Below are 26227 nucleotides of genomic sequence, written 5' to 3' on the forward strand. Positions count from 1 at the left end.
GTCATCGCCCCCAGGTGCTCAGGGGAAATGCGCGCGCCGGAGGCTGCCCGCCACGGCACTTGAGCACGCGCACCTGAGCCGGTTGCGCTTCGATGGTCAGGCGCAAGGCCGCAGGCGAGGGGTTCTGCGCCTCATGCAGTGGGCGGTAGGCGAAAGCCAGGGTCTGCCCGGTTTCCGCAGCGATCTGCAGGCGGCGCAATGCCCGATCATCGGCCCGCTGCGGCCAGAGCACCACCGCACCGCAGCTGCCCGAGCGCAGGCACTGTTCGGCTGCCCACAAGGCCTCCTGGGCAGACGCCTGGATCAGCGTCAACTGCTTCATCTTCACCCCAGCCGCCAGCCACGCGCTGGGGTAAGGCAGATAGGGCGGAGCGACCAGCACCACCCGCTCACCGGCAGCGCTCAAACGCGCGAGAGTCGCCAGCAACAAACGCAGCTCGCCAATGCCCGGTGTCGCAACCAGCAACTCGCTCAACGCCGCTTCCGGCCAGCCACCACCAGGCAGCGCCGCATCCAGCGCAGGGTTGCCTGTGGGCTGGTAGCCGCTGGGCGCAACAGCGCTCTGGCCACGCCAGATACGGCGCTCGTTGAGCAAATGATCGAGGGCTACGACAGAAGACATGGTAATCGGACGGCATAAAAATACTGTTCAAATGTACAGTATTTTATCTAGTCGACAAGCCAGTATCCGCCGAGTGGATCACTCCGAATTCTGACTGAACGTTGGCAAGCGGGTGGCAAGTGCCACACCCATCAACGCCGTAGCGGCCTGCGAGGCTTCGCACTCAAGTCCTTAGGCACGAAGGAGGCCGGTTAGCTGCCGCTTATTGGTTGGCCGAATGAGGCAAGCAATTGAAACCAAGCGAAAAAAATTGCCCGACGGGGTTCGCCAAACCGATTTCTACTGATATCATGCGCGCCGCCTGGGAAGATGCCGGAGTGGCCGAACGGGACGGATTCGAAATCCGTTGTATCAGCGATGGTACCTAGGGTTCAAATCCCTATCTTCCCGCCATATCAAAAAAAGCCCCGATACTGAAAAGCATTGGGGCTTTTTCGTTTCTACTCGCTTATTTCCTGCTGGATTTTGGCGCGCTGGTCGAAACAAACGCGTCCAATTGGAGGCCCTAGGCCTTCGCCGAGGGCCTTACTGCCTTAGGACTTGTCCAGATCCGAAGCCTGATGCCGCTCGGGCACTTGCTGCGCTTCGTCGCCCCAGGTGCGATTGACGCGTTTGCCGCGCTGGACTGCTTCGCGGTTGGCGATTTCATCGGCCCAGCGCAGAAGATGCGGGTATTCATGAACAGCAAGGAATTCGGCAGCCGAATACACGTTGTTCCTCACCAGTTCGCCGTACCAGGGCCACACGGCAATATCGGCAATGGTGTAGGTGTCGCCCGCCAAGTAGCGGTTTTCGGCGAGTCGCTGGTTGAGTACATCCAGTTGACGTTTTGTTTCCATGGTGAAGCGATTGATTGCGTACTCGAACTTCTCCGGCGCATAGGCATAGAAGTGCCCGAAGCCGCCACCCAGGTAGGGCGCAGAGCCCATTTGCCAGAACAGCCAGTTGAGGGTTTCGGTACGGCCAGCTGGATCTTTCGGCAGGAACGCGCCAAATTTTTCCGCGAGATAGAGCAGGATCGACCCGGACTCGAACACGCGGATAGGGGTATCCGCACTCTGGTCGAGTAGTGCTGGAATCTTCGAGTTGGGATTGACGCCGACAAAGCCGCTGGAGAATTGGTCGCCATCGGAAATACGGATCAGCCAGGCATCGTACTCGGCACCGCTATGCCCCAGTGCAAGTAGCTCCTCAAGCAGGATGGTCACCTTCACGCCGTTGGGCGTGGCAAGCGAATACAGCTGCAGCGGATGCTTGCCGACCGGCAGCTCCTTCTCATGAGTCGCGCCGGCAACGGGCCGGTTGATCTTGGAGAACTGGCCACCGGAAGCCTCAAGGTGCTTCCAGACCTTTGGCGGTACGTAGGTAGATTGGGTCATCGATTCCTCCCTGTTAGCGTCATGAACAATGCATTCGAAGCCAAGGCTATCTGGATTACGCCCGGCATTCGAATGCGTTTTGCGCATTTTGATCATCGATTCGGCTGATGTTGTCGGTTGGATCGGTGGTTATCGGCATCCACCTATCGCTGTAGCTCGAGAACCAGCGCCAGTGCGACCGGCGCGTTGCCTGGCAGGTTACGAACGCCACATACGGTGCGCACGTGGCCAGCGCGTTCTGCGAAGACCTGGGCCAGCAACTCCGACGCGCCGTCGATTACTTCGGGGTGGCGGCTGAACGCGTCTTCGCAGGCCACATAGGCATCCAGGCGTACCACCTGTCTGATGTGATCGAGGCTGTCGAGGTAGGCACGCGCCTGGGCCAGTGCATTCAGCACGCTGACCCGGGCTGCCTCCTGACCCGCTTCGATAGAGATCTCGCGGCCAAGCAACCCGGTAATCGAGGGCTTGCCCTGGACAATTGGCCCCTGCATGGAAATGTGCAACAGCGAACCAGCATCTACCACTGCACGGTAGGCCCCGAGCGGACGGGGCGGTGTGGGCAATTCCCATCCTAGCTGCTGCAAGCGTTCCAGCGTCTGATCCCGCATGTCTGCATCACTCCTCTCGAAAGACCGTATTGCGTCTGGTGGCAGCAGGACGATACGACATCGGCATGCGGGGTGGCGATTCGTACGTTGGCTTGGGATGTTTCAGCGATCAGGCCATTTTTGCCCGAACTCCGATGCCTGAACCTTGCGGCTACCCGTTGCAGCTCATTGGCAGAGTCCCATTAATCTCAATCCGCGTGATCGACCAGCGTATGACCGCGTAGCAGCTTGGGCTCGATGGCGCCCATGAAGAGGCTCCCTTCAAATGGTTACTCGCGAGCTTGCTGTTCGGGAAACCCATTCCGCAATCCGTGCGAAAGGGCCTCCCTGGCCATCGTCGAGCAACTCCACTCCATCGACGCCCGCCAAGTGCAATCAGAAATGCTCGTCCGGGCCCGTTACGTACGCTATGACATTTCTACCGCTGAGTGCCTCCTGACGCTCGGTAGAAAAATGCTTGGTGAGTACGACGTCCGAACTCCGCATCCGACGCTGACATGCATGGGCGTAACTTGGCTGGCCGGCTTCCAGATCGAGATCAAAGCTCGTCTAGCTGGACTTTGCGACGGCGGTGCGTTCAAGCGTCGGCTATTTGCCGGAACACGCAGCACCGCGTATCAGCGCAAATGCCGTTCGATCCATTGCGCGACGTCGACGGTATCGATCTTCGCTCGTGCGTTGTAGCTGTCCACCTTTGGCCATGCGACGCCTTTGCCTTCGGCGAACACCGCCCGGTACTTGCGCAGCGAGTCATCGGGGGCTGCAGCCAGCTCGGCCTTGAGCGCGGGCACCGTCCATTCCACGCGCTCGACCTTGCGGTCGAGTAGCTGATCGACGGTGTCCGCCAGTTGCCGGTAGGTGAGGGTGTCGCCCGCGGTGAAGACGACCTGGTTGACCAGCTCCGGCTCGAACAGGATGGCAGCCGTCAGGCGGCCGATATCTTCCGGTGTGGTGACCGTTACGGCAGTGTCCCAGCTGCCCAGCGCGCGCACGGTGTTCTGGCTCAGATCCACTACGCCGAATGCAGGTTCGAACAGAAAGCTGGTGAACATGCCGGTGGAGATGATCAGCCATTGCACCCGTGACTGGCCGCGCAGCAGTTGACGCACGTCCAGCTGTTCGTCGAACAGGTTCTGTGGGCTGCCGCGGCCGATCACGTCGTAATCCACACCGAACTGCCAGGGCACATAACGCTTCACCGCCGACTTCAGTGCTGCCCTGGCCAGCTTGCGCTGTATGCCTGCCCCGGCTGCGAACCCCAAGCAACTGACCAGCGTGTCGAAACCACTGAACAACGCGGCGAGCTTTTCTTCGGAGTCGTTTGCGGCATCTGCAGATACCACTTCGATACCCAGTGTGCTCAGTTCTTCGAGCGTCTGGCGTTTGCTTTCTGAACCGGTATCAAGAGCGGATGCTCGCAGCATCACCGTTACCCGCGCTGCCGGCTGGGCCGCCAGTTCGCGGAGCACGGCCATGCCGAGTTCACCGGCGCCCAGGACGAGAATGTTGTCGGTTTTTACAGGAGACTGTGGTTGCATCGGTTACTCGCAGTGAATGATCAGTGATGTTTTTATCCTGTCACCATTGGCGAACATCCAGAAGAAGGCACACGAGTGATACCGCATGAACGCAATGACCGAAGAAGAGGTAATTCGCTTATCTCAAGCCACCTGCGACGCACTCAGTGACGAGGACGACGGGCTCAAGCGTGAGGTTCTGACTCATGCGGGCAATCGCTGGTCGCTGGGTATCGTCCATACACTGGGAGTAGAGGGAAAACTGCGACACGCAGAAATCGGCCGGCGCTTGCAGGGCATTACCCAGCGCATGCTGACCCGTAGCCTACGACAACTTGAACGGGACGGATTGATCGCCCGTTGCGATCACGGCGAGGTGCCGCCCCGTGTCGATTACCAACTGACCGCATTGGGTCGGAGCTTTCTGGTGCAGATGGTGCCGCTATGGACCTGGCTGTTGGAACACGCAGACGATTTTCGCGCAGCGCGTGTTCGATTCGACCAGGTTTGAGCGTGCAGGGATTATCGAAGGTGGCGGCTGGGGGCGTAGCCCCAGTCAGGCGCTGAAGGGGCAAACTGCTCAGGCGTGGGTACTGGCGCGGGCATTCCTTTTCTGCAGGAGCATCGACGCTTCGTTGTAGGCACTCTGGAAGGCATCGCTGCCGATCCAGGCCACTGCCGCGTCCTCGTCTTCATCATGGAAGATCCCGCGGTAGACGATCAGCAGGCCCATCATGAAGTCGGTCGCCGGGTCTTCCTCTTCCTCAGCGACCACCAGTTCCAGCACCGGGTATTGCAGAAACACCAGGCACATCGCTAGCAGGCTGATGCCTTCGGCCATCTTCATGGTCTGGAACAGGTCGTCGAAATGGGCCGGGTTGAAACCGTTCTCCTCGATGTCCTTGAAATCGAAGGTGCTCAGGTCGATTTCGACGTCATCAAACGGCTCGTTGATCAGCGGGTTGGCCAGAACCGGATGCAGGACATTGGGCTTCGGCTTGCCCATGCGGTTCTGCTTGGCCTTGGCTTTGGCCCGCTGGGCGCGTTTTTGCTGTTTGTCAGGGGAGGCCATGGAGGCGGGTTCCTTGTCCGGTGCAGCCACATTCATGGCCTGCGATAGTCTGACGCATATTGTATTCAGTCTGGCTGGGTTCGTCGGCGAAAAGATGTCGCCCGCCTGGCCGAGAGCGGACAATGTTCGGATCCCGCAATGCCAGCAAGGAAGGCTCACCACTCACCAACTCTTCGCCATCGAGTGGATAGACGGCCAGGTGATTGAACGTGCCAACGCGGTCAGGCAGTTGGCAGCGTTCCGCCATCGATGACAAATTCGCTGCCCGTGATGGATGCCGCACGAGACGAGGCCAGGAACGCAATGAGATTGGCCACCTCCGATGGCGTCGAAGGGCGCCCGAGTGGAATACCGCCCAGAGCATCCATGATTATCCGTTTGCCGCCTTCATAGTCGGTACCGGCCTCGCTCGCCAGCCTCTCTGCCAGGGCGACCGACGCTTCGGTTTCAATCCACCCCGGCGATACCCGCACTACGCGCACACCTTTTGGCGAGACTTCTTTCGACAGACTCTTGCTGTAGGTCGACAGCGCCGCCTTGGCAGCGGCATAGGCCGTGGTGGCTTCGGGTAAGGGCAGCCGGCTCTGAATGGACGTCACGTGGATGATGACGCCTTGTTTTCGCTCCAGCATCTCCGTGAGCAGGGCGCGATCCAGACGCACTGCCGGAAGCAGGTTGAGGTCGAGCTCGCGTTGCCAATGCTCTTCGCCCAGCGCCGCGAACCCGCCGCCAGGCGACGACGAACCACCGAGGACATGAACGATGATGTCCACGCTGCCCAAGCGCCGCTTGGCCTGCGCTACCAGCGTTTCGCAACCTTCCACGGTCGAGAGGTCTGCCGCAACGAACAATTCTTCCGGCATGTCGCGGGTTGTCTGTCGGGCCGAGGTGATCACCTTCGCGCCTTCGGCGAGGAACAGATCGACTACCGCGCTTCCGACGCCTTTGGTGCCGCCGGTAACCAGAACTCGCTTGCCGCTCAGGTCGAGGTTCATGGCGCAATCTCCAGCGAACGAATCCGACCCTCTTCCAGCAGGAACAGATGATTCAGCTTTACCGGGCTGCCGGGGAAGTTGCCGGTGACCTGTGCGGTTACCACCAGTCGGCCATCTCGATGTACGGCTTCCAGTGGCTCGACCTGGTAGGTGAATGCCTGCTGCGCTTCGTGTTGCCAGGCGTGGATTGCCTCGGTGCCCTGATGCGTTCGGTTTTCGTCGGTCACCGTGGCATCTGCACTGAAACAGCCTGCAAGGCGTGACGCGTCGCTACCATTGCTGATTTCGAAGTAAGCCTTCACGGCTTCGGGAAGTTGAGGATTCACGGATTGATCTCCTGTCTCGCGGTTTGTGGGGGCACGAGTGCGATCTTGCCGCCTGGTTGATAATTTGCTCAACTGGGATGGACGTTAATGGCTAGTCCTGAAAATCAGGATAATTTGATGCCAGATCCTCGCTTCGCTCTCAATGACCTGGACGCTGTAGTGGCCGTGGCACGTAGGGCGTCATTTCGGCAGGCGGCTATCGACCTGGGCGTTTCAACCACCGCGCTGAGCAATACCATCGCCAGGCTGGAGGCGAATCTCGAAACCCGGCTGTTCAATCGCACGACCCGCAGCGTGTCTCTGACCGAGGCGGGCAAGATGTTTCTGGAGCAGGTGGGCCCGGCCTTGCAGGACGTGCGCACTGCACTGGAAACGGTGCGCTCTCACAATGCTGGGCCTTCAGGCGTTTTGCGCATCAACGCATTCGCGAGTGCTCGCACTGCGCTGCTGCCACTGATGCTGGAGTTTGTGCAGCGCTTCCCGAAGGTGCACATCGACTTGGTTACCGAGGGGCGTCTGGTGGATATCGTCGCGGACGGTTTCGACCTGGGCGTACGTTCCGTGAGCCTCGTCCCCAGTGACATGATCGTGATCCCGATTGGCCAACCGCAACGCTACGCCGTGGTCGGTTCGCCAGCGTACTTCGACAAGCACGGCCGGCCGCGCAGCCCCGCTGATCTGCTCGACCATCAGTGCATTCGCATCCGCCTGCCTAATGGGGCGATCTATCCCTGGCATTTCGAGCGAGCAGGGGACGTGATCAGGCTTGAGGTGAACGGCCAGCTCACCTTGGATGAATCCAGCATCGCCATGGCTGTCGTGCAGGTGGGTGTGGGGCTCGGTTTTTTCCTCGAGCAGGATGTTCAGGGCGAGATCGAGACCGGGAAGTTCGAGCGGGTACTCGAAGACTGGACGCCGCCCAGAGACAATCTGTGTCTGTACTATCCGAATCGTCGCAATCCCTCTGCCGCACTCAAGGCATTCATCGCCATGGCTCGCGCCAGCCTGCCAGGCAAGGACGAACTCGCTAAGCCGACCTGACTTCCTACTTGAGTTTCCCTGTGGGAGCGAGCTGGACGCCGCCCATGTCGGGTATCAGGAGATCAGACCCAGGGTCAGCCCCTTCAGGGTAGCCGCCGCTCGGGTGGAGCAGCCCAGCTTGCGAAAAATGCTTTCCATGTGGGTGCCCACGGTGCTGGGGCTGATTTCCAGACGGCGCGCCACTTCCTTGTTGCTGGCGCCACGGCTGATCTCCAGGAGGATGTGGCATTCACGTGCGGTGAGCAGCATACTTTTCGGCTGAGGCAGCCGCCGTTCGCCCCGTGCTGCGGCGATCACCGCGTCGCAGATTTCTCCGTCGAACAACCCACGGCTGGCATCCTGCTTGAGCAGCCTGGCCGCTTCCGATTCGCTGTAAGTCGGTCGCCAGGGGCGGGCACCCCTCAGCGCCACCCAGGCGACAGTGGTGGCGAGCAATCGATAAGCAGGGCATTGGGCGTCGGCCGCTGCACCGCGAAAGTAGCCGCTGCCGTCGAGCCGCTCGTAAGCATGGGCAGCGATCTCGCCGGGCACGGCCAGCTCGCTGATCTGCCTGGAGGCCTTGTGCGTCCAGTAGGGTACGAGGTGGATGCGCTCCGCTGCGCCGTAGGGCAGCGGCCCTGCGGTATTCCAGAGATGGTTGGAAACCGCAGCTCGGCCGAGACCATGAATCAGCGCGGCCTTGCCGATGTCCATCAACTCGGGCTCAGGCAGCCCCCACAAGCGCGCGGCTTCCACGGCGACATGTGCGACTTGCCTCGAGTGCCCCGCTAGCCAGGGGAGCTTCAGGTCGATCACGTCCCCCACCAGGGTCAACGACACTGCGCCTACTGACTCGCTGTCGAGCAGCGTGTCGGGTGTGGTGTCCAGATCGCTCAACCACTCCCTGGCATGTCGTACGAGCAGGGCGGCGAGGGGCGCGGGGTAGCGTCGATCGGACTGCTCGCTGATCCAGCGCAACGCCGCGTCCAGGCCGTGGGCTCGGCTGAGAATGTCCAGGTCCCCGGCAAGCACGACTTGGTAAGCCACTTCCGGGATGTGTTCGTGGGTGAGGCCCAGGGGGCGGCCAGTTCCGTCGTAGGTTTCGAATACCCGGCACACTCCCGACTCGACCGCCGCGCCGAGCTCGAGTGTCTTGGCAATTTCGCCGGACACCTCGCAGTGCACGACGGCGAGTGGAGTTGCCTGGTGCACCGCGCTCATCTGCTCGGCGCCCAGGGTCAGGTCGAGCATCGCGCGGCGGCCGTCCACATCGTCTCCCAGCAGGTGGGCAAAGCCATCGGCATTGGCGGTGCAGCCGGACCAGCGCAGCAAGGCGACCTGCTGGGCTACCGCGAGGTGGTTGCCCTCGCCGTGCATGGCTTGCGCCAGCATCCGCGCCAACCTGGCGACGCGCAAGGAGTGCCCGAGGGGCTGTCCCATGCTGAGGTCGCCGACCTGGGAGATCGCTCCCAGTGCGGCGTTTAACGAGACGTCGAAGCGCAACGCACTAACCATGAAAAAAGCCTCTGGGTCGGGTAAATGACCGATACCGGCCAAGCGAGCCTGCCAGCAGAATTTGTACTCCAAACACAGGAGTTCACCCCATGAAAACATTCAAGTCGCAACTCGTGACCGCCGCCTTCGCTCTGGCCAGCACCCTCGTCGCGAATGTGAGCCAGGCCGCCGATGCCACGCCTTCCGTTGTCATCGTACACGGCGCATTCGCCGACGGCTCTGACTGGGCCAAGGTCGTGCCGCTCATTCAGGCCGAAGGGGTGCACGTTACGGTAGTACAGAACCCGCTCACCTCGCTGGCCGACGATGTTGCCGCGACAAAAAGAACGCTGGATAACCAGTCGGGTGAGGTTGTGTTGGTCGGACACTCCTGGGGCGGCACCGTGATCAGTGAGGCTGGCAGCAGTGAAAAAGTCAGGGCTCTGGTGTATGTCGCTGCCTTCGCACCCGATGCCGGGCAGGCCAGCGGTGAGCAAGGCAAGGGCGCACCTACGCCTCCGGGCATCAGCCAGATCAAGGCAGACGGCAACGGTTTCCTCTACCTTACGCCAGAGGGCATGGCCAAGGATTTCGCCCAGGATCTGCCGGCTGAACAGACCGCCGTCATGACCGCCACGCAAGGCCCGATCAAGGCATCCGCCTTCGATGACCGTACGACGGTCGCTGCCTGGAATAGCAAGCCGTCCTGGTACATCCTCGCTACGCAAGACCGCATGATCCACCCTGATGTGCAGCGCTCATCCGCCAAGCGTATCGGCGCCACTCTGACTGAACTGCGCACCAGCCACGTGCCCCAGCAGTCGCAGCCTGCCGAAGTCGCCAAGGTGATTCTCCAGGCGGTACGCAGTGTCGGCGAGCAGTGATCGCCACTACGACCTCATCGTTGTGGTGTACGCAAGGCGGGGTGCGTGAGTCGCAGCGCGTCTTGCGCCAGGATTTAACCGCAACGTCGCGTTATCGGTGCGGTCGGTTGAAAGGCAGGCCGTTCACTTGACGTGGTGGGCTTACCTGCCAGGCCCACGACGGTAGTGATGGAGGACATGATGTTTCAGAATCGCCACGGTTTCATCTTGCAGAGTCGAAACGTCATGGCCTGCATGCTGCTGGTTTCTGCGCTGGTGAGTTGCTGGGCTGAGGAGGAGGCGCCTCAGGCCCAGGACGTTCCTTCAGCGGCCTCTACAGAGCGCGCGGCCTCTGCCAGGCTGGCGCCTTTGACCGGGACGGACATCACCGAGGCCAGGCTGCCGGGTGAGTTGGTGTGTACCTTTTCGGCGAAGGATGATGTCTACCTCTATGCAGCCGGCGACGTCGCCAGCAAGGCCGACGCGCAAGGCGTGGCGAAGCTTGGTGATAGCGTTGTGGCGATTCAGGCACAGGGAGGTTTCGACGGGATGCTGCACGGCGCCACATTCAAGGGTGATCAATTGGCGATCGAGATCAAGCTGACTGGTGCTGCGGTAGGCGATGGCGAGTCACCTCACTATCCGGCCAACGCTACCTATCTGCTCAAGGACAACCCGAGCCGCACGTTCGAGGGGCATTGGCAATGTGGGCCTTGAGCCCGACGCGTTGGTCGTGAAAAAGCTGTGTTGCGCGCCTGATAACGTCGCTAGTCGACGTGTCGTCATCGGCTAATGGGTGCGGATCACCGGGGCTCTCCAGTGCGCGGGAACACACTCTCATCAGTCCACAAGGCTTTTCTCGTTCTGTCTCTTGGCAAACCCACCACCCAGCTCTAGATTGCTTGCTGCGCAGTTCGCGCATGTAGAAGGATTTATCGATCATGCTCGGTCGCACGACGCTACCGTTGTTCCTGCTGTGCAGCATTATCTCTGCTCCCGCGCTGAGCCAGGTCTACACCTGGGTGGATGAGAACGGGCAGAAGCATTTCGGCAGCCAGCCACCTGCCTCTCAGCAGCAAGCCGAGCCAGTGAACATCAATCAGGGATACGTAGGCGATGGCCGAGCGGCCGCTCCTGTATCGCCTGCCCAGAAGGCCTCCGTTGGCGCGGCTCCAGGCAAGCTCTCGAAGCGGGAAATGTGCAAGAGCGCCATGCGCTGGACGGCTATCGATATCGAGAACCTCAAGGAAATGGCTGAGGAGCGTAAGGAGGCTGGGCGAATCACGGCTGCCGAATACGCGGAAGGTCAGAAGAACTTCGCCGGCATCGAGGAGCGGATCAGCATGCAGAACTGCGTGACCAGTTCTGGTGAGGATCAGCAGCGCTATGAATGCCTTTCTCAGGGGGCCGGCGTGATGGTCTGCTCAGGCCTGGCGGCCGCTGCTATGGAGGAGGGCATCGAGAAGGCCAAAAAGCGAATGAAGACGCCCTAGCCAGAGCCTATCGCTCGTTCATTCTCCGACATTTTGCCGCTGCCGTTTGCCAGCGTGCCGGGCTACCATCACCGAGGTTCGTTAGCGCGTATTCGAGTGGCCACGCATGCCGCGCGTCGTTGTTTTCTGTCAGTTCTTGTTGATGGGGGCATGCATGCCTGACAGTCGGCTATCACGCTGCAATATATCCGTAACACAGCCTTCATAAAATCATCGCACTTCCCCCTCCCGTTCGAGTTTTCCATGAGCCTTGGTCGTTCGCTGCGTGCCCAATTGGTGTTGCTGATTGGCGGTGGTCTGGTGTTGATGTTGTTGATTGCGCTGGCGGGTTTCGCGCTGTTGTCGCGCCAGCTCGATGGCTATCAGGCGCTGCTCAGCGGCCCGCTGGACGAGGCGCGCCAGGTCGATGCGACCAACCTGGCATTCAAGATTCAGGTGCAGGAATGGAAGAACGTGTTGCTGCGCGGTGCTGACCAGACCCAGCGTAATCGCTACTGGCAGCAGTTTCAGGACGAAGAGGGGCGCGTGCAGGCGCAGATCGGCCACTTGATCGAAACGGCAGGCAGCGCCGAGCTGCGTCAACGTCTGAGCGAATTGCGCCGCGCACATGCTGAGATGGGCCAGGCCTATCGCCGTGGTTATGAGGCCTTTGCCGCGGCCGGGTTTTCTGCTCAGGCCGGCGACACGGCAGTGAAGGGCATCGACCGAGCCACCACCGAGCAGCTGTCGTTACTGGTCAACGAACTGCACGAGCGCAGCCAGGCGAGCGCCACGCAGTTGAGCGAGATCGCCCAGCGCAGCGTGCTGTTCGGCAGCCTGGCGATGCTTGGGCTGGGAATATTGCTGGCGCTTTTCAGTGCCTGGCTGGTTAACCGGCGCATCACCACGCCGCTGCTGCAGGCCACCGGCCAGCTCGATCTGCTCAGTCGTGGGCAGTTCGGCGAGCGGCTGAGCGAAGGTCGCGAGGACGAGGTAGGGCGCCTGGCCCAGGCTGCTAATCGCCTGCGCGAGTTCATGCAGGCGCTGTCGCAGCAACTGCGTCGTGGTACCGGCGAGCTGGATGCCGCCACCCATGATTTGAGCAGCGTGGCGGGACATATCGGTCACGGTATTCGTGAGCAGTTTTCGCGTACCGATCAGGTGGCCACCGCCATGCATGAAATGAGCGCAACGGCTGATGAGGTGGCGCGGCACTCCGCTGCGGCGGCCCGTGCCGCGGATGAAGCCGATCAGGCTGCCCAGGAAGGCGAGGCGACCATGGCCAGCACCATCGCCACCATCGAGCAGATGCACAGCGAGATCACCCGCACGTCTGAGGTGATCACCCGCCTGGAAAGCGACAGCGAGCGCATCGGCAGTGTGCTGGACGTGATCCGCGGCATCGCCGACCAGACCAACCTGCTGGCCCTTAACGCGGCCATCGAAGCCGCACGCGCGGGCGATGCAGGCAGGGGCTTCGCGGTGGTGGCCGATGAGGTGCGCAACCTGTCATTCCGCACCGCCAGCTCGATCAGCGAAATCCACCAGCTGATCGCCAACGTGCAGAGCGCCTCGAAGGAAGCCACCGCAGCCATCAACGCCGGTGCCCAGCAGAGCGCAGCAGGGCGTGCCCAGGTCGGTGTGGCTGGCGAACGGTTGCACAGCATCTCCGAGGCGGTGGAGGCGATCCGCGACATGAACCGGCAGATCGCTACCGCTGCCGAGGAGCAGACCTCGGTTGCCGAAGACATCGCCCGTAACCTGGCGGAGATCGTTTCCATCGCCCAGAGCAACGAGGCCGATCTGCAGCGTAGCGAGTCGGCAAGCCGAGCCATGCAGGGGCTGTCTGGCGATCTGTCGACTCTGGCAGCGCGCCTCAAGGATTGACCGAAACGGCTCAAGCATGCCTGTCGGCGGGCGTGCAGTGAGCGCCTGCCTATGCATCATCAGCTCTTCAGCAATAGGCCCAGCATCCCCAGTGCCAGGGCGATCAGTACCAGCCCCGAGAGCCGCTCCAGCAGCGGCAGTGCGCGCTGGAAGCGTTGCAACAGGCGCCCGTTGCCGATCGCTAACGCCACCAGCAGATCCCAGCCTAGCACCACGGCAAACATCCACACGCCATAGAATAGCTTCCAGCCGACGCTGCCTTGCGAGCTCCCCAGCATGCTCGCCAGACTGACGTAAAACAGCGCGTTCTTGGGGTTGAGGATGCCCGACAGGAAACCCATGCCGGCGGCCTGCAGCCAATTGAGCTGCCTGGCTGGCGCGGCCCCGTTCGCAGCCTGCAGTACACTGCTGCCTGCGTGGCGAATAAACAGCACGCCGAGATAAAGCAGGTACAGGCAGCCGACCAGTTGCAGCACGATGAAGGGCACGCTGCCCGGCTGCAGAGCCGACACCCCGGTAAATGCCGCGACGATGAACACGCCGTTGGCCACGGCAATGCCCAGGCAGGCGCCACTGGCGACTCGCCAACCAGCAGACAGCGACGTGCGGGCGACCAGAAAGAAATCCGGTCCCGGGGAAAGCAGCGCCAGGAAGTGGGCGGCGGCAATGATCAGGAACTGCTGCATGGCGGGCATCGCTTCTCGAGAAAAGATGCCGGCAGTCTGTCGGTGCGCGGTGTGGCTGTATTGAAGGAAATCGTCAGGCGTATATGAGCAGCGGGTGCACGGGTGTAGGGAAAGGCATCAGTCACGCCTCAAAACCCTAGGGTTAAATGAGTACAGCGCATGGTGGGCATTACCAAACGCAGAAGCCCGGCACTGGGCCGGGCTTCTGTTGTTCACCGCGGTGCGGCGTTACTGCACTTCAACCGCCAGGCTTTCAGCGATCTTCTTGTTCCAGATTGCTGGGCCCGTTATATGCACCGACTCGCCGCTGCTGTCGACCGCAACGGTGACCGGCATGTCCTTGACCTCGAACTCGTAGATCGCCTCCATACCCATTTCGGCGAAAGCCAGCACCTTGGATTTCTTGATCGCCTGAGCCACCAGATAGGCTGCGCCACCGACGGCCATCAGGTAAACGGCCTTGTGATCCTTGATCGCCTCGATGGCGGTCGGGCCGCGTTCGGATTTACCGATCATGCCCAGCAGACCGGTTTGTTCGAGGATCTGACGGGTGAACTTGTCCATCCGCGTAGCGGTGGTCGGGCCGGCAGGGCCAACCACTTCGTCGCCGATCGGGTCGACCGGGCCAACGTAATAGATGAAGCGGCCTTTCAGATCGACCGGCAGTTCTTCACCCTTGTTGAGCATCTCGACCATGCGCTTGTGCGCGGCGTCGCGACCGGTGAGCATTTTGCCGTTTAGCAGGATGGTTTCACCCGGCTTCCAGCTCTGCACGTCTTCCGGAGTCAGGGTGTCGAGGTCGACACGACGAGCCGACGGGCCGGCTTCCCAGACGATTTCCGGGTAGGCGGAAAGATCCGGTGCTTCCAGCTCCGCCGGGCCCGAACCGTCGAGCACGAAGTGGGCGTGGCGGGTCGCGGCGCAGTTGGGGATCATGCACACCGGCAAGGACGCGGCGTGGGTCGGGTAATCCATGATCTTGACGTCGAGCACGGTGGTCAGGCCGCCCAGGCCCTGGGCGCCGATGCCCAACTGGTTGACCTTCTCGAACAGCTCCAGGCGTATCTCTTCGATACGGTTGGCCGGGCCACGCTTTTTCAGCTCGTGGATGTCGATGGATTCCATCAACACTTCCTTGGCCATCACCGCTGCCTTCTCGGCGGTACCGCCGATGCCGATGCCCAGCATGCCCGGCGGGCACCAGCCGGCGCCCATGGTCGGAACGGTCTTGAGCACCCAGTCGACGATCGAGTCGGACGGGTTGAGCATGGCCATCTTCGATTTGTTCTCAGAGCCGCCGCCCTTGGCCGCCACGTCCACTTCCACGGTGTTGCCCGGGACGATGGAGTAGTGGATGACCGCCGGGGTGTTGTCCTTGGTGTTTTTACGCGCACCGGCCGGGTCGGCCAGGATCGAGGCGCGCAGGACGTTTTCCGGCAGGTTGTAGGCGCGGCGTACGCCCTCGTTGATCATGTCGTCGACGCTCATGGTGGCGCCGTTCCAGCTTACGTCCATGCCCACGCGCACGAACACGGTAACGATGCCGGTGTCCTGGCAGATCGGGCGGTGGCCGGTGGCGCACATGCGCGAGTTGATCAGGATCTGCGCCATGGAGTCGCGTGCAGCGGGAGACTCTTCGCGCAGGTAGGCCTCGTGCATGGCCTGGATGAAGTCGACGGGATGGTAATAGGAAATGAACTGCAGGGCGTCGGCGACGCTCTGGATCAGATCGTCTTGCTTGATCACGGTCATGCGGGGCGCTCCTTTATAGGGCAGGAACTTCATGGGGCACCGGAACATGGCCGGGGCCGTCTAAAAGGCGCGGCATTATACCGCGGGGTCGACGGGTGGGACACCCGTACAGTAGCGGCGCAGGTCGCTGATCGCCCGTCATATGGGGCATATAAACGCCTGCTAGGCATTTGCTCAAGGCGCGAGTAGAGTGGCGGCTAGTTGCCACTATGGGATGGAGCCCATGATCCCAAGCAGCCGTCGATTGACCCAACGTACGTTACAGAATCTGCTGATCAAGCGTTTCGGCATGGCTGTGGCTACCTATCTAATGATCGCTGCGCTGGCAGGGATTGCCTATTATCACGACCTCTTCAGTGTGCGTGGCGGCACGGTTGTAGCGCTGTTGGTGATTGCTGCTGCCAGTCAGTTGCTGTTCTTCGCATTGTTCATATCGAGCCGCAATCTGCTGTTTCGCGATCCTAGCCTCACCGAGGCGCAGGTACTCGTCGCTCTGGGGTTGATCACCGCGATGGTTGCCATGCTCGACGAGGGGCGCGGCAGCCTGCTGCTGATCTATCCCATGTCGTTGCTGTTCGGCCTGTTCCAGCTGCCGCCGAGGGTGTTCTTTCGGTGTGCCGGTCTGGCGTTCTTAGGTTTCGTGCTCATCAATCTGTATGACGCCTACCAGATGCGTATGCGCGATCCTGGCCTGGCTACCTTGCAGGTTTGCGCGCTGGGGCTCGTGTTGTTGTGGCTGAGTCTGTTCGCCTCCTATATGCAGAGCATGCGCCAGCGTATGCGGCAGCGTCGTTTCGCGTTGCAGGCGCATCAGGAAACGCTACGCGGAATGATGCGTCAGTTGGAAGATCTGGTGGCTACCGATGAACTCACCGGGCTGTGCAATCGGCGACATTTTCTGCGTATGGCTGCTCTCGAGCTCGAAGGGTTATCGCCCAAGGGGCAGCACGGTCTGGCGCTGATCGACCTCGATCACTTCAAGGTCATCAACGACAGGCACGGCCATGCTGCAGGGGATCGCGTGCTGCAGGCTTTTGCAAAGGCGGCGACTGCTTGTCTGCGTGAGGGTGACATCATCGCCCGTTACGGCGGAGAGGAGTTCGTGCTGCTGGTTCCCAATACCGACACCGATGCCTTCATGTCTTGCTGCGAGCGGCTGCGGGTGGCGTTCAGTGAGGCTGAGCCTATCGGTGTTAAAGTGCAGAACCTCAGTTTGTCAGTGGGAATGACCCTGGTGTCCATGCAAGACGATCTTGACGAAGCCCTGCACCGCGCCGACCAGGCGCTGTATCACGCCAAGCGTACCGGGCGTAATCGCTGCGCCTCGACCTGGGAACAGGCGGATGCCTGAACTGTTGGTCGGTGAGCGACGCGTCACCGTCGATCCTGAAAATAACCTGCTCGATTCGCTGCTGGGTGCCGGTATTGCGGTGCCCTACAGTTGCCGCGCGGGCAGTTGCCAGGCGTGCCTGGTGCGCTGCCTGGTGGGCGAACCGCTGGATGCGAAGCCTGGTGCTCTCGATCAGGCGCGTCGGGAGCAGGGGTGGCGACTGGCGTGTCAGTGCCGGGTGATCGATGATCTGCAGATACAGATATTCGACCCCAGAAGCGATGGCATCCCTGCGCAGATCCAGGCGTGCGACTGGTTGAGCGATCATGTATTGCGCTTGCGCCTGCTACCGCAGCAGGCCGTGCGTTATCGCGCGGGCCAGCATCTGTTGCTATGGACGGCTACTGGTATCGCCCGGCCATATTCGTTTGCCAGCTTGCCACAGGAAGACAGCTTTCTCGAGTTTCACGTGGATTGCCGCCAGCCTGGCGCGTTCAGCGATGCAGCCCGGCAGTTCAGGGTGGGAGAACTCATACGCCTTGGCGCCTTGAGTGGCGGTGCATTGCACTACGATCCAGACTGGCAGACCCGGCCGCTCTGGCTGCTGGGTGCTGGAACCGGTCTCGCACCGCTGTACGCCATTCTGCGCGAGGCATTGCGCCAATCCCATCAGGGGCCGATCCGGGTTATGCATGTGGCGCGTTCGACTACCGAGCACTACCTGGCTGATCCGTTGCTCGAACTGGTCGAGCTCCATCCTCATATACAGCTCGACCTGATCGAGGCGGTAGCGCTGCCCGCTGCTCTGGCGGCGCTGCGTCCCGGCTCACGACAGACCATCGCGTTGGCTTGCGGCGGGCCAGATACCGTGGATGCCATCGCCCGACGCCTTTATCTCGCCGGCCTGCCGCGCAGCCAGCTGTTCTCTGACCTGTTCCTGCCTCACGCCTGAGCTGCTTCGCTGCGTCCGCCAGAAACGAAAAGGCCCGCATTGAACGCGGGCCTTTTGGCGGATGCTGCTGATCGTCAGACCAGCGCGTCACCGACATGCAGGATTTTCATGCCGTTGGTGCCACCGATGGTGTGATAGCTGTCACCCTTGGTCAGGATGACCCAGTCGCCTTGCTGGACGAGGCCGCGCTTGAGCAACTCGTCTACCGCTGCCTGGCTGACTTCGCCTGGTGGCAGGGCCGCCGGGTCGAAGGGGATGGTGTACACGCCACGGAACATCGCCGAGCGCGCCTGGGTGTCGCGGTGCGGGGAGAACGAGTAGATCGGCACCGAGGAGCGGATGCGCGACATGATCAGCGGTGTGTAACCACTTTCGGTGAGGGCGATGATGGCCTTCACGCCCGGGAAGTGGTTGGCCGTGTACATGGCCGCCAGGGCGATGCTTTCGTCGCAGCGTTCGAAACTCTTGCCGATACGGTGGCTGGAGCTCTTGCCGGTCGGGTGGCGTTCTGCACCGAGGCAGATACGTGCCATGGCCTGCACGGCTTCCAGCGGATAGGCACCGGCGGCGCTTTCTGCCGAGAGCATGACCGCATCGGTGTAGTCGAGTACGGCGTTGGCTACGTCGGAGACCTCGGCCCGGGTCGGCATCGGGTTCTGGATCATCGACTCCATCATCTGAGTCGCCACGATCACTGCCTTGTTGTGGCGGCGTGCGTGCAGAATGATCTTCTTCTGAATGCCCACCAGCTCGGCGTCGCCGATTTCCACGCCCAGGTCGCCACGGGCAACCATCACTACGTCGCTGGCCTTGATCAGGCCGTCCAGTGTTTCGTCGTTCGCTACCGCTTCGGCACGTTCGATCTTGGCGACCAGCCAGGCCTTGCCGCCGGACTCGTCACGTAGCTGGCGGGCATATTCCATGTCCGCCGCATCACGCGGGAAGGAAACAGCCAGGTAGTCCAGATCCATTTCGGCAGCGAGCTTGATGTCGGCCTTGTCTTTTTCGGTCAGGGCTGGCGCGGTCAGGCCACCGCCACGACGGTTGATGCCTTTGTGATCGGACAGCGGGCCGCCGATCAATACGACGCAATTGAGGGTGTCGGCGGTGGTGGTTTCGATACGCATGACCACACGGCCATCGTCGAGCAGCAACTCGTCACCTACGCCGCAATCCTTGACCAGATCCGGGTAGTCGATACCCACGACTTCCTGGTTGCCGTCAGTCAGCGGGTGGCTGGTGGAGAAGGTGAAACGATCACCGACCTTCAGCTCAATGCGCTTGTTGGCAAACTTGGCGATACGGATCTTCGGCCCTTGCAGGTCACCCAGCAGCGCGACGTGGCGACCGTGCTTGGCAGCGATGTCACGTACCAGCTTGGCCCGTGCCTTGTGATCTTCGGGCGAGCCGTGGGAGAAGTTCAGACGAGCGACATCCAGCCCTGCGAGAATCAACTGTTCCAGCATTTCCGGTGAATTGCTGGCGGGGCCGAGGGTGGCGACGATTTTGGTGCGGCGAGCGGTCATGCGCGGACTCCTTAATTGAAGCAGACCGCGAGGCTACTACGCCGCAGCGCTGTAGTCATTGTTCCTCTGCACTACTCTTCTGCCTATTTTCGTTGCACGGCTTGACCACCAGCAGGTCACAGTCCACCGATTCGAGCAGGCGCTCGGCAGTGTGACCGATGAGGATGGTGTCCAGACGGCCGCGGGCGATGGCCCCCATCACCAGTAGGTCGATTTCGTGCCTGCGCACGAAGTTCGGCAGCATGTTTTCCGGCGCGCCCTCTAGCAGGTGGGCCGATTCGGCGGCGATTCCGTACTGGTGAATCAGTTCGTCGAAGGCCTTGTGATGCTGCTCTGCATCGTCGCTGAGGTACTGTTGGTAGGTGGCCAGCAGCTCGGTATTGTTGAGCAGTGTGCGGGGCAGTGGCGCATGGCAGTGCACGACGTCGGCATGCATGCCGAGTGCGGAGGAGAGCGCCATGCTGGTGTCGATCAGGTGGTGATCGAGTGCCGCTGGCTTGTCGTCCTTGTGTAGCGGATCGACGGCGGTGCACAGGTTGCGCCCGCGCCAGTCAGCGTGATGAACCAGCCACAGCGGGAACGGGCAGTGACGCATCAACTGCCAGCAACTGTCGGTCAGCAGTAGACGGCGCAACAGATTGTTGTGGGCGGCGGACTTGAGCACCAGATCCGGCTGCAGACCGTTTGCCACATCGAGCACTGTTTCGTGCAGGCGCTTGCCCCAGCGTACCTCCTGCTGCAGTGGTAGGCCTTCATCGCGTAACGGAGTCAGTAGCTCCTCCAGCCATTTGCCGCGCTGCTCCAGCAACGCCTCACGGGCTTTGCTTTGCAGGCTATTCTCAAGCAGGCTGCCATCCAGCGCTGCGTTGTACTCCACTAGCAGAATGTGTAGGCCCGCCTGGGTTGTGCGTGCCAGCCAAGCGGCGCGTTCCAGTGCGGGATGGCTGAGTTGGCTGGCGTCGATCACGACCAATAGTTTTTCGAGTTTCATGGCGTCGGCCTCGCAGGTTAAGTAAGCCGCATTGCATACCATCACTCGATGGCATGCGTTGACATGAATCAGCGTAGAAGATCGAGTCCGCTTGTCTTGTTCTGAGGCCTTGGTAACGCGATGCAGCATGTTGCCGCTGTTCAGTTTTTTCAGGCCCCGCCGATACGCTGCTCATTGGAGGAGAAACCCATGCGTATTGTGTTGCTGCTGTGTTGTGTGCTGGTCGTCAGCGGGTGTACCCGCATGTCGCTCGATCATCATCTGAACAAGGCCTATCAGGCCTACGACCGGGGCGAGTGCGAGGATGCGCTGCTCTACCTGTCCCAGGCCGAGCGGGTGAGTCGTTCGCGCAGCTACATCCAGCCGGAGATTTCCCTGCTGCGAGGCCAGTGTCTGGAACGACAGAATCTGTACATCGATGCGGCGCAGACATATCAGTTCATCATTGGCCGCTATCCCACCAGCGAATATGCCTTCCGCGCCCGGGCGCGGCTGGAAACCCTGCGTCAGCTCGGTCATCATGGCGTGCCGGAGCCCGCCAAGGTATCGCCTGCTAGAGCGCTTTGACGGCCAACATACGATCGAGCGGGGATTGCCGCGATGCGCGCCTGGATTGGTCTTCTGCTACTGCCCTCTCTTGCCTGTGGGCAGGTTTATCGCTGGGTAGATGAGCAGGGCCAGGTGCATTACGGTCAGCAGCCGCAGGCGACCGATGCCAAGGTCATCGAGATCCGCCCACAGGTAGTAGAGCGCGATGCTGCTACTCAGGAGCGAGAGCAACGCAGTGAGCGCTTCTTCCAGGCCCGTCGTGAAGAACAGGCCCAGGCCGCGCAAGCAAGACGGCAGCAGCAGGCCGATAAGGTGCAGGAGTGCACAGCGTTGCGTAATCGTCTGGCTTCCATGCCTGAGGGGCGGCGCTACTATCAGCCCGCTGCGAATGGCGAGCGGCGCTATTACAGTGACGAAGAGCTGGATGCCGGACGTGCGTATCTACGCAGCCAGTTATCCGAGCGGTGTAATTGAAGGCTAGTCAGCTCGGCGGACTGCCGCCATACTCGTCGGACACTCATAGCGCTTAGCCATTATGAATGCCAACCGCCATATAGAACGGCACCAGTTGCCGTACTACCTCAACGTCTTCAACGCCTATACCGATAAGCCAATCGGTCATTTGGGTAATGTCTCGCAGGATGGTTTGATGCTGATCAGCCAGTTGCCTGTGCTAGTAGGTGGCTCCTTCGATATGCGTCTGAAGATTCCAAGTCAGGACGCAGTTCGTCATATCGACTTCAGTGCCACCTGCCTCTGGTGCCGTGAAGATGTGACGCCTGGCAGCTTCGATTCAGGCTTCGCCCTCAGTGCCCCTCCGGCGGACTATCTCGAGATGGTCGAAGCCCTGCGTTATTACTTCAGCTTCCACCCGCTCGCTGCGGCGGTCTGATGATTTGCTGAGTGCTCGTTGTAATTACCTTTCTTTATTAATGTGGCCCTCTGCAGTTTGCGTTGGCCAGCATTCCTACGGATCACGGTTTCTTTCCGTAATCGTGTCAGTATTTGCTTACACGTGTTGTAAGCATTAGTGGCAATTTGCCGCTTGGAATCTGGCGGCTTGGCTTTTTTGTTTATTAAACTATTGATATTGAAGTGTTTTTTATTTTTACTGGCATGCTTGCTAGGACGCTACTCGAATAGCCGTGCCGTTGTGATTAATACCAGAGCCGTTAAGATCTGAACCGTGCTTAGGGAGAAGCACAGGTCGTTAAGGAAAATGACCAGGACATCGCGGGACGCGATTCATCAGGATGATGATTTGGGAGTTTAAGGGAGTAGGGACAAAAGAGTGGGCGGGTAAAACCGCCCCTTTTTTTCGCCTGCAGAAAAGTGCCTGCTCGCTGACACCGCCCTGCTTATAGCGAGGTTCTCCAAACTCAGCGGCAATATCGCGATGGTCGCCGCCGTAATGGTGAGCCATAAAAAATGCCGCGACCCTTTCAGGTAGCGGCATCTCTAGCGGCGGTCTGCACTGCCGAACCCCTAAGCTTAGCGCTCCAGGTGCTGCAGCTTGTCTTTCACGCCATCCCACTCTTCGGCATCGGCCATTGCGTCTTTGCGCTCGGTGATGTTCGGCCAGACTTCCGCCAGTTCGGCGTTCAGCTCGATGTATTCCTGCATGCCATCCGGTATCTCGTCTTCGGAGAAGATGGCCTGCGCCGGGCACTCAGGCTCGCAAAGCGCGCAGTCGATGCATTCATCCGGGTGGATCACCAGGAAGTTCGGGCCTTCGTAGAAGCAGTCCACCGGACAGACTTCCACGCAGTCGGTGTACTTGCACTTGATGCAGTTGTCGGTGACGACGAAGGTCATTTCTAGTTCTCTCCTCGGGCTACGGCAGCGAGCCACTCCTTGATTCAGCAGCTCTCAGGCTCGGGATTGGGGCTGTCAGACCAGGCTAAAGGCTGCAGCGCTTCCGGAGCGCGCGGGATTCTAACAGCTTGTTGGCTCCGGCGTTAGACTCGCGCTTTCCATGCATATAACAGTTCGAGCGCCTTGCGTGGGCTGAGATCGTCGGGATTGACCTTCTGCAGCTCTTCCAGCACGGGATGCGGCAGGCTGGAGAACAGATCGCTCTGCATCGGCGCGGTGCTTTGTCCCATGCCTTTGGTCGGCAGGTCGTGGGGCAGGCTGGTAGTTTCCAGACGCGCCAGATGCTCGCGGGCACGTAGGATCACGGTGTCCGGTACCCCTGCCAGTTGCGCGACCGCCAGACCGTAACTCTGGCTGGCCGGGCCAGGCAGTACGTGGTGCAGGAAGACGATGCGTTCATTGTGTTCGGTTGCATTGAGGTGCACGTTGGCGACCACCGGTTGGCTTTCCGGCAAGACGGTCAGCTCGAAATAGTGGGTGGCGAACAGCGTGTAGGCCCGCAGGTTGGCCAACTGCTCGGCAGCTGCCCAGGCCAGCGACAGGCCATCGAAGGTGCTGGTACCGCGCCCCACCTCGTCCATCAACACCAGGCTGCGTTCGCTGGCGTTGTGCAGGATGTTGGCGGTCTCGCTCATTTCCACCATGAAGGTCGAGCGCCCGCCTGCCAGGTCATCGCTGGAGCCGATCCGGGTGAAGATACGGTCGACCATCGACAGTTCGCAGCGCGCGGCTGGTACGAAGCTACCTATATGGGCGAGCAGCACGATTAGCGCGGTCTGGCGCATGTAGGTGGACTTACCGCCCATGTTCGGGCCGGTGATGATCAGCATCCGCGTGGCATCATCGAGTTTCAGGTCGTTGGCCACGAACGGCGTGGTCAGAACCTGCTCCACCACAGGGTGGCGACCTTGCTCGATCAGCATGCACGGCTCTTCGACGAAGCGCGGGCGGTTGAGGTCCAGATTCAGTGCGCGTTCGGCCAGGTTGCTCAGAACGTCCAGCTCTGCCAGTGCCGCAGCGCTATCCTGCAACGGGCCCAGGTGGCCGATCAGGCGCTCCAGGAGTTCCTCGTAGAGCTGCTTCTCGCGAGCCAGGGCGCGGCTCTTGGCGGACAGCGCCTTGTCCTCGAACTCCTTGAGCTCCGGGGTGATGAAGCGCTCGGCGCCCTTGAGGGTCTGGCGGCGGATGTAGTCGGCCGGTGCCGATTCTGCCTGTCTGCTCGGTAGCTCGATGAAGTAGCCGTGCACGCGGTTGTAGCCGACCTTGAGGTTGGCCAGGCCGGTACGGGCTTTCTCCCGGGCCTCCAGATCCATCAGGTACTGGCCGGCGTTCTCGCTCAGCGACTGCAGGTCATCCAGCTCGGCGTCGTAGCCGGTTTTCAACACGCCGCCATCACGGATCACCGCCGGCGGATTGTCGATGATCGCCCGCGACAGCAGCTCGGCCAGCTCCGGGTAAGTGCTGATCGCAGTTGCCAGGGTCGCCAGGTGCGCACAGTCCAGTTGAGTCATTGCCTCCTGCAACTGCGGTAATGCACACAGGGCGTCGCGCAAGCGCGCCAGGTCACGGGGGCGGGCGTTGCGCAGGCCGATACGGGCCAGAATGCGCTCCAGATCACCGATTTCCTTGAGCTGTGGCTGCAAGGCTTCGAAGCGGTAGCGATCCAGCAGGCAGGCGATCGACTCCTGGCGCGCCTCGAGCACGGCGCGGTCACGCAGCGGGCGGTTCAGCCAGCGGCCGAGCAGGCGGCTGCCCATGGCGGTCTGGCTGCGGTCGACGACCGATTGCAGGGTGTTTTCGCGGCCACCGGCCAGGTTGATGCCCAGTTCCAGGTTACGGCGGCTGGCGCCGTCGAGAATCACCGTATCGTCGATGCGCTCGTGGCGCAGGCTGCGCAGGTGCGGCAGGGCGGTACGTTGCGTCTCTTTGGCATAAGCCAGCAGACAGCCGGCGGCACCAATGGCCAGGGTCAGCGTCTCGCAGCCGAAGCCCTTGAGATCTTGGGTGCCGAACTGTTGGCACAGGCTCTTCTGAGCGGTATCACGCTCGAAATCCCAGGGTGCACGGCGACGCGAGCCACGGCGTTTCTCCGCCGGCAAGCCTTGGGGCCAATCATCGGGGATCAGCAGCTCGGCAGGGTTGAGGCGCTCGATTTCGGCCAGCAGGTTTTCCCAGCCGCGGATTTCCATCACGCTGAAGCGCCCGCTGGTGATGTCCAGCACGGCCAGGCCGAACAAGCGCTCGTCACCGAGCACGGCGGCCAGCAGGTTGTCACGGTGCTCGTCGAGCAATGCCTCGTCGCTGACGGTGCCTGGGGTGATGATGCGCACCACCTGGCGTTCCACCGGGCCCTTGCTGGTAGCCGGATCACCGATCTGCTCGCAGATGACCACCGACTCACCCAGCTTGACCAGCTTGGCCAAGTAGCCCTCGGCGGCGTGGTAAGGAATGCCGCACATCGGAATCGCCTGGCCGGCGGACTGGCCGCGGGCGGTCAGGGTGATGTCCAGAAGCTTGGCGGCTTTCTTCGCGTCCTCGTAGAAGATTTCGTAGAAATCGCCCATCCGATAGAACATCAGCTGATCGGGGTGCTGATTCTTCAGCCTCCAATATTGCTGCATCATCGGCGTGTGGGAACTGAGGTCGCTTTGGCTCATCGTGTCGAGTGTCCGGCTGTTTAGCAAAAGCGCCTAGTGTACGGTATCGACCCCACCGCCTTTAACCCCGGAGCGCAGATGAATTTCGATGATCAGCCCCTGACCAAAATCGCCGCCCGGCTTGGTGAGGCGCTCTTGGCGTGTGGTGCTCAGGTCACCACTGCCGAGTCCTGCACGGGCGGCGGTATTGCCGAAGCCATCACCCGTATCGCCGGCAGCTCGGCCTGGTTCGAAGCTGGCTTCGTCACTTACTCCAACACCCAGAAAACCCGCCAGTTGGGCGTGCCCGAAGCGCTATTCAGCAGCGTAGGTGCGGTCAGCCGTGAAGTGGTCGAGGCTATGGTGCGTGGCGCTAAGGCGAACAGTGGGGCGCGTTATGCCACGGCGGTCAGTGGTGTGGCCGGGCCCGGTGGTGGCAGCGCGGAGAAACCGGTCGGCACCGTTTGGATTGCCTGGGGCGATGGTGAGCAGGTGTTCACCAGGTGTTTCCAGTTCCCCGGCTCCCGTGACGCCGTGCGCGCGCAAACCGTGGAAGCAGCCTTGCTGGGACTAATGCGACTACTGGCACAAGAAAATCCATCAGCGGGGTAGGCGAGTGACGAACCCTGTGGAATAATACTGGCTACTTATACAGTTATTGGCCGTCAGGCC

26 protein-coding genes, 1 tRNA gene and 1 pseudogene are annotated in these 26227 nt (G+C 61.2%); 14 read left to right on the top strand and 14 right to left on the bottom strand.

Going from position 1 to position 26227, the window contains the following annotated elements; translation table 11 throughout:
* Position 1: 1 nt before the first annotated feature.
* Positions 2-622, bottom strand: a complete 621-nt coding sequence (imuA, locus tag ACZ0AI_RS00345) for a translesion DNA synthesis-associated protein ImuA (RefSeq protein WP_463564058.1) — start codon at positions 620-622, stop codon at positions 2-4.
* 303 nt (positions 623-925) lie between these two features.
* On the opposite strand from imuA, the gene ACZ0AI_RS00350 reads away from it, so the two are divergent.
* A tRNA-Ser gene (locus ACZ0AI_RS00350) sits at positions 926-1015 on the top strand.
* A gap of 140 nt (positions 1016-1155) precedes the next feature.
* Here ACZ0AI_RS00350 and yghU read toward each other — a convergent pair.
* The 3 genes from yghU to ACZ0AI_RS00365 all read right to left on the bottom strand — a co-directional run bounded on the left by yghU (position 1156) and on the right by ACZ0AI_RS00365 (position 4150).
* On the bottom strand, positions 1156-2001 hold the full coding sequence (gene yghU / locus ACZ0AI_RS00355; protein ID WP_463564059.1) for a glutathione-dependent disulfide-bond oxidoreductase: 846 nt from the start codon (positions 1999-2001) through the stop codon (positions 1156-1158).
* 143 nt (positions 2002-2144) lie between these two features.
* The gene (locus ACZ0AI_RS00360; protein WP_463564060.1) at positions 2145-2612 is read right to left on the bottom strand and encodes a RidA family protein; all 468 of its coding nucleotides are present in this window, start codon (positions 2610-2612) and stop codon (positions 2145-2147) included.
* 617 nt (positions 2613-3229) lie between these two features.
* Positions 3230-4150, bottom strand: a complete 921-nt coding sequence (locus ACZ0AI_RS00365) for an aromatic alcohol reductase (RefSeq protein WP_463564061.1) — start codon at positions 4148-4150, stop codon at positions 3230-3232.
* Positions 4151-4244: 94 nt separating this feature from the next.
* Here ACZ0AI_RS00365 and ACZ0AI_RS00370 point away from each other — a divergent pair, with 94 nt between their 5' ends.
* A complete protein-coding gene (locus tag ACZ0AI_RS00370) occupies positions 4245-4640 on the top strand; it encodes a winged helix-turn-helix transcriptional regulator (protein WP_463566027.1) in 396 nt (131 codons plus the stop codon).
* A 69-nt stretch (positions 4641-4709) separates the two neighbouring features.
* Here ACZ0AI_RS00370 and ACZ0AI_RS00375 read toward each other — a convergent pair whose 3' ends face one another.
* From ACZ0AI_RS00375 to ACZ0AI_RS00385, 3 genes are all read right to left on the bottom strand, one after another.
* Entirely contained in the window at positions 4710-5201 is a 492-nt protein-coding gene (locus ACZ0AI_RS00375) for a hypothetical protein (RefSeq protein ID WP_463564062.1), read from the bottom strand.
* A gap of 221 nt (positions 5202-5422) precedes the next feature.
* The gene (locus ACZ0AI_RS00380) at positions 5423-6196 is read right to left on the bottom strand and encodes an SDR family oxidoreductase (RefSeq protein WP_463564063.1); all 774 of its coding nucleotides are present in this window, start codon (positions 6194-6196) and stop codon (positions 5423-5425) included.
* Positions 6193-6522: a nuclear transport factor 2 family protein gene (locus ACZ0AI_RS00385; RefSeq protein ID WP_463564064.1), complete on the bottom strand. Its 330-nt coding sequence runs from the start codon at positions 6520-6522 to the stop codon at positions 6193-6195. Before ACZ0AI_RS00385 ends, ACZ0AI_RS00380 begins: the two co-directional genes overlap by 4 nt.
* Before the next feature lie 117 nt (positions 6523-6639).
* Here ACZ0AI_RS00385 and ACZ0AI_RS00390 point away from each other — a divergent pair, with 117 nt between their 5' ends.
* Positions 6640-7563, top strand: coding sequence for a LysR family transcriptional regulator (locus ACZ0AI_RS00390; RefSeq protein ID WP_463564065.1), 924 nt, complete (start codon positions 6640-6642; stop codon positions 7561-7563).
* A gap of 54 nt (positions 7564-7617) precedes the next feature.
* Here the strand turns inward: ACZ0AI_RS00390 and ACZ0AI_RS00395 are convergent, their stop codons facing one another.
* Entirely contained in the window at positions 7618-9057 is a 1440-nt protein-coding gene (locus ACZ0AI_RS00395) for an HD domain-containing phosphohydrolase (RefSeq protein WP_463566205.1), read from the bottom strand.
* Positions 9058-9146: 89 nt separating this feature from the next.
* On the opposite strand from ACZ0AI_RS00395, the gene ACZ0AI_RS00400 reads away from it, so the two are divergent.
* The 5 genes and pseudogenes from ACZ0AI_RS00400 (at position 9147) to ACZ0AI_RS00420 (ending at position 13258) form a co-directional block, all read left to right on the top strand.
* Positions 9147-9920, top strand: coding sequence for an alpha/beta fold hydrolase (locus ACZ0AI_RS00400; protein ID WP_463564067.1), 774 nt, complete (start codon positions 9147-9149; stop codon positions 9918-9920).
* 180 nt (positions 9921-10100) lie between these two features.
* Positions 10101-10616, top strand: coding sequence for a hypothetical protein (locus ACZ0AI_RS00405; protein WP_463564068.1), 516 nt, complete (start codon positions 10101-10103; stop codon positions 10614-10616).
* A gap of 224 nt (positions 10617-10840) precedes the next feature.
* Positions 10841-11392 (top strand): DUF4124 domain-containing protein, encoded by a 552-nt coding sequence (locus ACZ0AI_RS00410; RefSeq protein WP_463564069.1) that lies wholly within the window; start codon positions 10841-10843, stop codon positions 11390-11392.
* 822 nt (positions 11393-12214) lie between these two features.
* Positions 12215-12388, top strand: a pseudogene (locus tag ACZ0AI_RS00415) (HAMP domain-containing protein); the annotation flags it as partial.
* A gap of 156 nt (positions 12389-12544) precedes the next feature.
* Positions 12545-13258: a methyl-accepting chemotaxis protein gene (locus tag ACZ0AI_RS00420; RefSeq protein ID WP_463566028.1), complete on the top strand. Its 714-nt coding sequence runs from the start codon at positions 12545-12547 to the stop codon at positions 13256-13258.
* 59 nt (positions 13259-13317) lie between these two features.
* On the opposite strand, the gene ACZ0AI_RS00425 is transcribed toward ACZ0AI_RS00420, so the two are convergent.
* Positions 13318-13944, bottom strand: a complete 627-nt coding sequence (locus ACZ0AI_RS00425; protein ID WP_463564070.1) for a LysE family translocator — start codon at positions 13942-13944, stop codon at positions 13318-13320.
* Positions 13945-14172: 228 nt separating this feature from the next.
* Positions 14173-15696, bottom strand: a complete 1524-nt coding sequence (locus tag ACZ0AI_RS00430; protein WP_463564071.1) for a fumarate hydratase — start codon at positions 15694-15696, stop codon at positions 14173-14175.
* Between the two features lie 223 nt (positions 15697-15919).
* On the opposite strand from ACZ0AI_RS00430, the gene ACZ0AI_RS00435 reads away from it, so the two are divergent.
* Positions 15920-17047: a GGDEF domain-containing protein gene (locus tag ACZ0AI_RS00435; protein ID WP_463564072.1), complete on the top strand. Its 1128-nt coding sequence runs from the start codon at positions 15920-15922 to the stop codon at positions 17045-17047.
* Positions 17040-17978 carry an iron-sulfur-binding ferredoxin reductase gene (locus tag ACZ0AI_RS00440; protein WP_463564073.1) on the top strand — a complete coding sequence of 313 codons (939 nt, stop codon included), beginning with the start codon at positions 17040-17042 and terminating at the stop codon, positions 17976-17978. Before ACZ0AI_RS00435 ends, ACZ0AI_RS00440 begins: the two co-directional genes overlap by 8 nt.
* A gap of 74 nt (positions 17979-18052) precedes the next feature.
* Here the strand turns inward: ACZ0AI_RS00440 and pyk are convergent, their stop codons facing one another.
* Together pyk and ACZ0AI_RS00450 are read right to left on the bottom strand one after the other, a co-directional pair.
* Positions 18053-19504: a pyruvate kinase gene (gene pyk, locus ACZ0AI_RS00445; protein WP_463564074.1), complete on the bottom strand. Its 1452-nt coding sequence runs from the start codon at positions 19502-19504 to the stop codon at positions 18053-18055.
* A gap of 55 nt (positions 19505-19559) precedes the next feature.
* Positions 19560-20495, bottom strand: coding sequence for a universal stress protein (locus tag ACZ0AI_RS00450; protein WP_463564075.1), 936 nt, complete (start codon positions 20493-20495; stop codon positions 19560-19562).
* 189 nt (positions 20496-20684) lie between these two features.
* Between ACZ0AI_RS00450 and ACZ0AI_RS00455 the strand changes: the two genes are divergently transcribed.
* The 3 genes from ACZ0AI_RS00455 to ACZ0AI_RS00465 all read left to right on the top strand — a co-directional run bounded on the left by ACZ0AI_RS00455 (position 20685) and on the right by ACZ0AI_RS00465 (position 21936).
* Positions 20685-21062, top strand: coding sequence for a tetratricopeptide repeat protein (locus ACZ0AI_RS00455; RefSeq protein WP_463564076.1), 378 nt, complete (start codon positions 20685-20687; stop codon positions 21060-21062).
* A 33-nt stretch (positions 21063-21095) separates the two neighbouring features.
* Positions 21096-21518: a DUF4124 domain-containing protein gene (locus ACZ0AI_RS00460; protein WP_463564077.1), complete on the top strand. Its 423-nt coding sequence runs from the start codon at positions 21096-21098 to the stop codon at positions 21516-21518.
* A 61-nt stretch (positions 21519-21579) separates the two neighbouring features.
* Positions 21580-21936, top strand: a complete 357-nt coding sequence (locus ACZ0AI_RS00465; RefSeq protein WP_463564078.1) for a PilZ domain-containing protein — start codon at positions 21580-21582, stop codon at positions 21934-21936.
* Positions 21937-22535: 599 nt separating this feature from the next.
* Here ACZ0AI_RS00465 and fdxA read toward each other — a convergent pair.
* Entirely contained in the window at positions 22536-22859 is a 324-nt protein-coding gene (gene fdxA, locus ACZ0AI_RS00470; RefSeq protein WP_042552052.1) for a ferredoxin FdxA, read from the bottom strand.
* A 143-nt stretch (positions 22860-23002) separates the two neighbouring features.
* Positions 23003-25576, bottom strand: a complete 2574-nt coding sequence (gene mutS / locus ACZ0AI_RS00475; protein WP_463564079.1) for a DNA mismatch repair protein MutS — start codon at positions 25574-25576, stop codon at positions 23003-23005.
* 78 nt (positions 25577-25654) lie between these two features.
* Here mutS and ACZ0AI_RS00480 point away from each other — a divergent pair, with 78 nt between their 5' ends.
* Complete coding sequence (locus tag ACZ0AI_RS00480) at positions 25655-26167, top strand: CinA family protein (RefSeq protein WP_463564080.1); 513 nt, start codon at positions 25655-25657, stop codon at positions 26165-26167.
* Positions 26168-26227: the final 60 nt, after the last annotated feature.

Source organism: Pseudomonas sp. AC355 (genome assembly GCF_979258205.1).

Coding starts and splice junctions, on each gene's coding strand:
- ACZ0AI_RS00430 (WP_463564071.1), bottom strand. CDS start 15,696: ATGACCGTGATCAAGCAAGACGATCTGATCCAGAGCGTCGCCGACGCC.
- ACZ0AI_RS00380 (WP_463564063.1), bottom strand. CDS start 6,196: ATGAACCTCGACCTGAGCGGCAAGCGAGTTCTGGTTACCGGCGGCACC.
- pyk (WP_463564074.1), bottom strand. CDS start 19,504: ATGACCGCTCGCCGCACCAAAATCGTCGCCACCCTCGGCCCCGCCAGC.
- ACZ0AI_RS00365 (WP_463564061.1), bottom strand. CDS start 4,150: ATGCAACCACAGTCTCCTGTAAAAACCGACAACATTCTCGTCCTGGGC.
- ACZ0AI_RS00435 (WP_463564072.1), top strand. CDS start 15,920: ATGATCCCAAGCAGCCGTCGATTGACCCAACGTACGTTACAGAATCTG.
- ACZ0AI_RS00420 (WP_463566028.1), top strand. CDS start 12,545: ATGCATGAAATGAGCGCAACGGCTGATGAGGTGGCGCGGCACTCCGCT.
- imuA (WP_463564058.1), bottom strand. CDS start 622: ATGTCTTCTGTCGTAGCCCTCGATCATTTGCTCAACGAGCGCCGTATC.
- ACZ0AI_RS00425 (WP_463564070.1), bottom strand. CDS start 13,944: ATGCAGCAGTTCCTGATCATTGCCGCCGCCCACTTCCTGGCGCTGCTT.
- ACZ0AI_RS00405 (WP_463564068.1), top strand. CDS start 10,101: ATGTTTCAGAATCGCCACGGTTTCATCTTGCAGAGTCGAAACGTCATG.
- ACZ0AI_RS00480 (WP_463564080.1), top strand. CDS start 25,655: ATGAATTTCGATGATCAGCCCCTGACCAAAATCGCCGCCCGGCTTGGT.
- ACZ0AI_RS00440 (WP_463564073.1), top strand. CDS start 17,040: ATGCCTGAACTGTTGGTCGGTGAGCGACGCGTCACCGTCGATCCTGAA.
- ACZ0AI_RS00400 (WP_463564067.1), top strand. CDS start 9,147: ATGAAAACATTCAAGTCGCAACTCGTGACCGCCGCCTTCGCTCTGGCC.
- ACZ0AI_RS00375 (WP_463564062.1), bottom strand. CDS start 5,201: ATGGCCTCCCCTGACAAACAGCAAAAACGCGCCCAGCGGGCCAAAGCC.
- fdxA (WP_042552052.1), bottom strand. CDS start 22,859: ATGACCTTCGTCGTCACCGACAACTGCATCAAGTGCAAGTACACCGAC.
- ACZ0AI_RS00450 (WP_463564075.1), bottom strand. CDS start 20,495: ATGAAACTCGAAAAACTATTGGTCGTGATCGACGCCAGCCAACTCAGC.
- mutS (WP_463564079.1), bottom strand. CDS start 25,576: ATGAGCCAAAGCGACCTCAGTTCCCACACGCCGATGATGCAGCAATAT.
- ACZ0AI_RS00465 (WP_463564078.1), top strand. CDS start 21,580: ATGAATGCCAACCGCCATATAGAACGGCACCAGTTGCCGTACTACCTC.
- yghU (WP_463564059.1), bottom strand. CDS start 2,001: ATGACCCAATCTACCTACGTACCGCCAAAGGTCTGGAAGCACCTTGAG.
- ACZ0AI_RS00360 (WP_463564060.1), bottom strand. CDS start 2,612: ATGCGGGATCAGACGCTGGAACGCTTGCAGCAGCTAGGATGGGAATTG.
- ACZ0AI_RS00455 (WP_463564076.1), top strand. CDS start 20,685: ATGCGTATTGTGTTGCTGCTGTGTTGTGTGCTGGTCGTCAGCGGGTGT.
- ACZ0AI_RS00390 (WP_463564065.1), top strand. CDS start 6,640: ATGCCAGATCCTCGCTTCGCTCTCAATGACCTGGACGCTGTAGTGGCC.
- ACZ0AI_RS00410 (WP_463564069.1), top strand. CDS start 10,841: ATGCTCGGTCGCACGACGCTACCGTTGTTCCTGCTGTGCAGCATTATC.
- ACZ0AI_RS00370 (WP_463566027.1), top strand. CDS start 4,245: ATGACCGAAGAAGAGGTAATTCGCTTATCTCAAGCCACCTGCGACGCA.
- ACZ0AI_RS00395 (WP_463566205.1), bottom strand. CDS start 9,057: ATGGTTAGTGCGTTGCGCTTCGACGTCTCGTTAAACGCCGCACTGGGA.
- ACZ0AI_RS00460 (WP_463564077.1), top strand. CDS start 21,096: ATGCGCGCCTGGATTGGTCTTCTGCTACTGCCCTCTCTTGCCTGTGGG.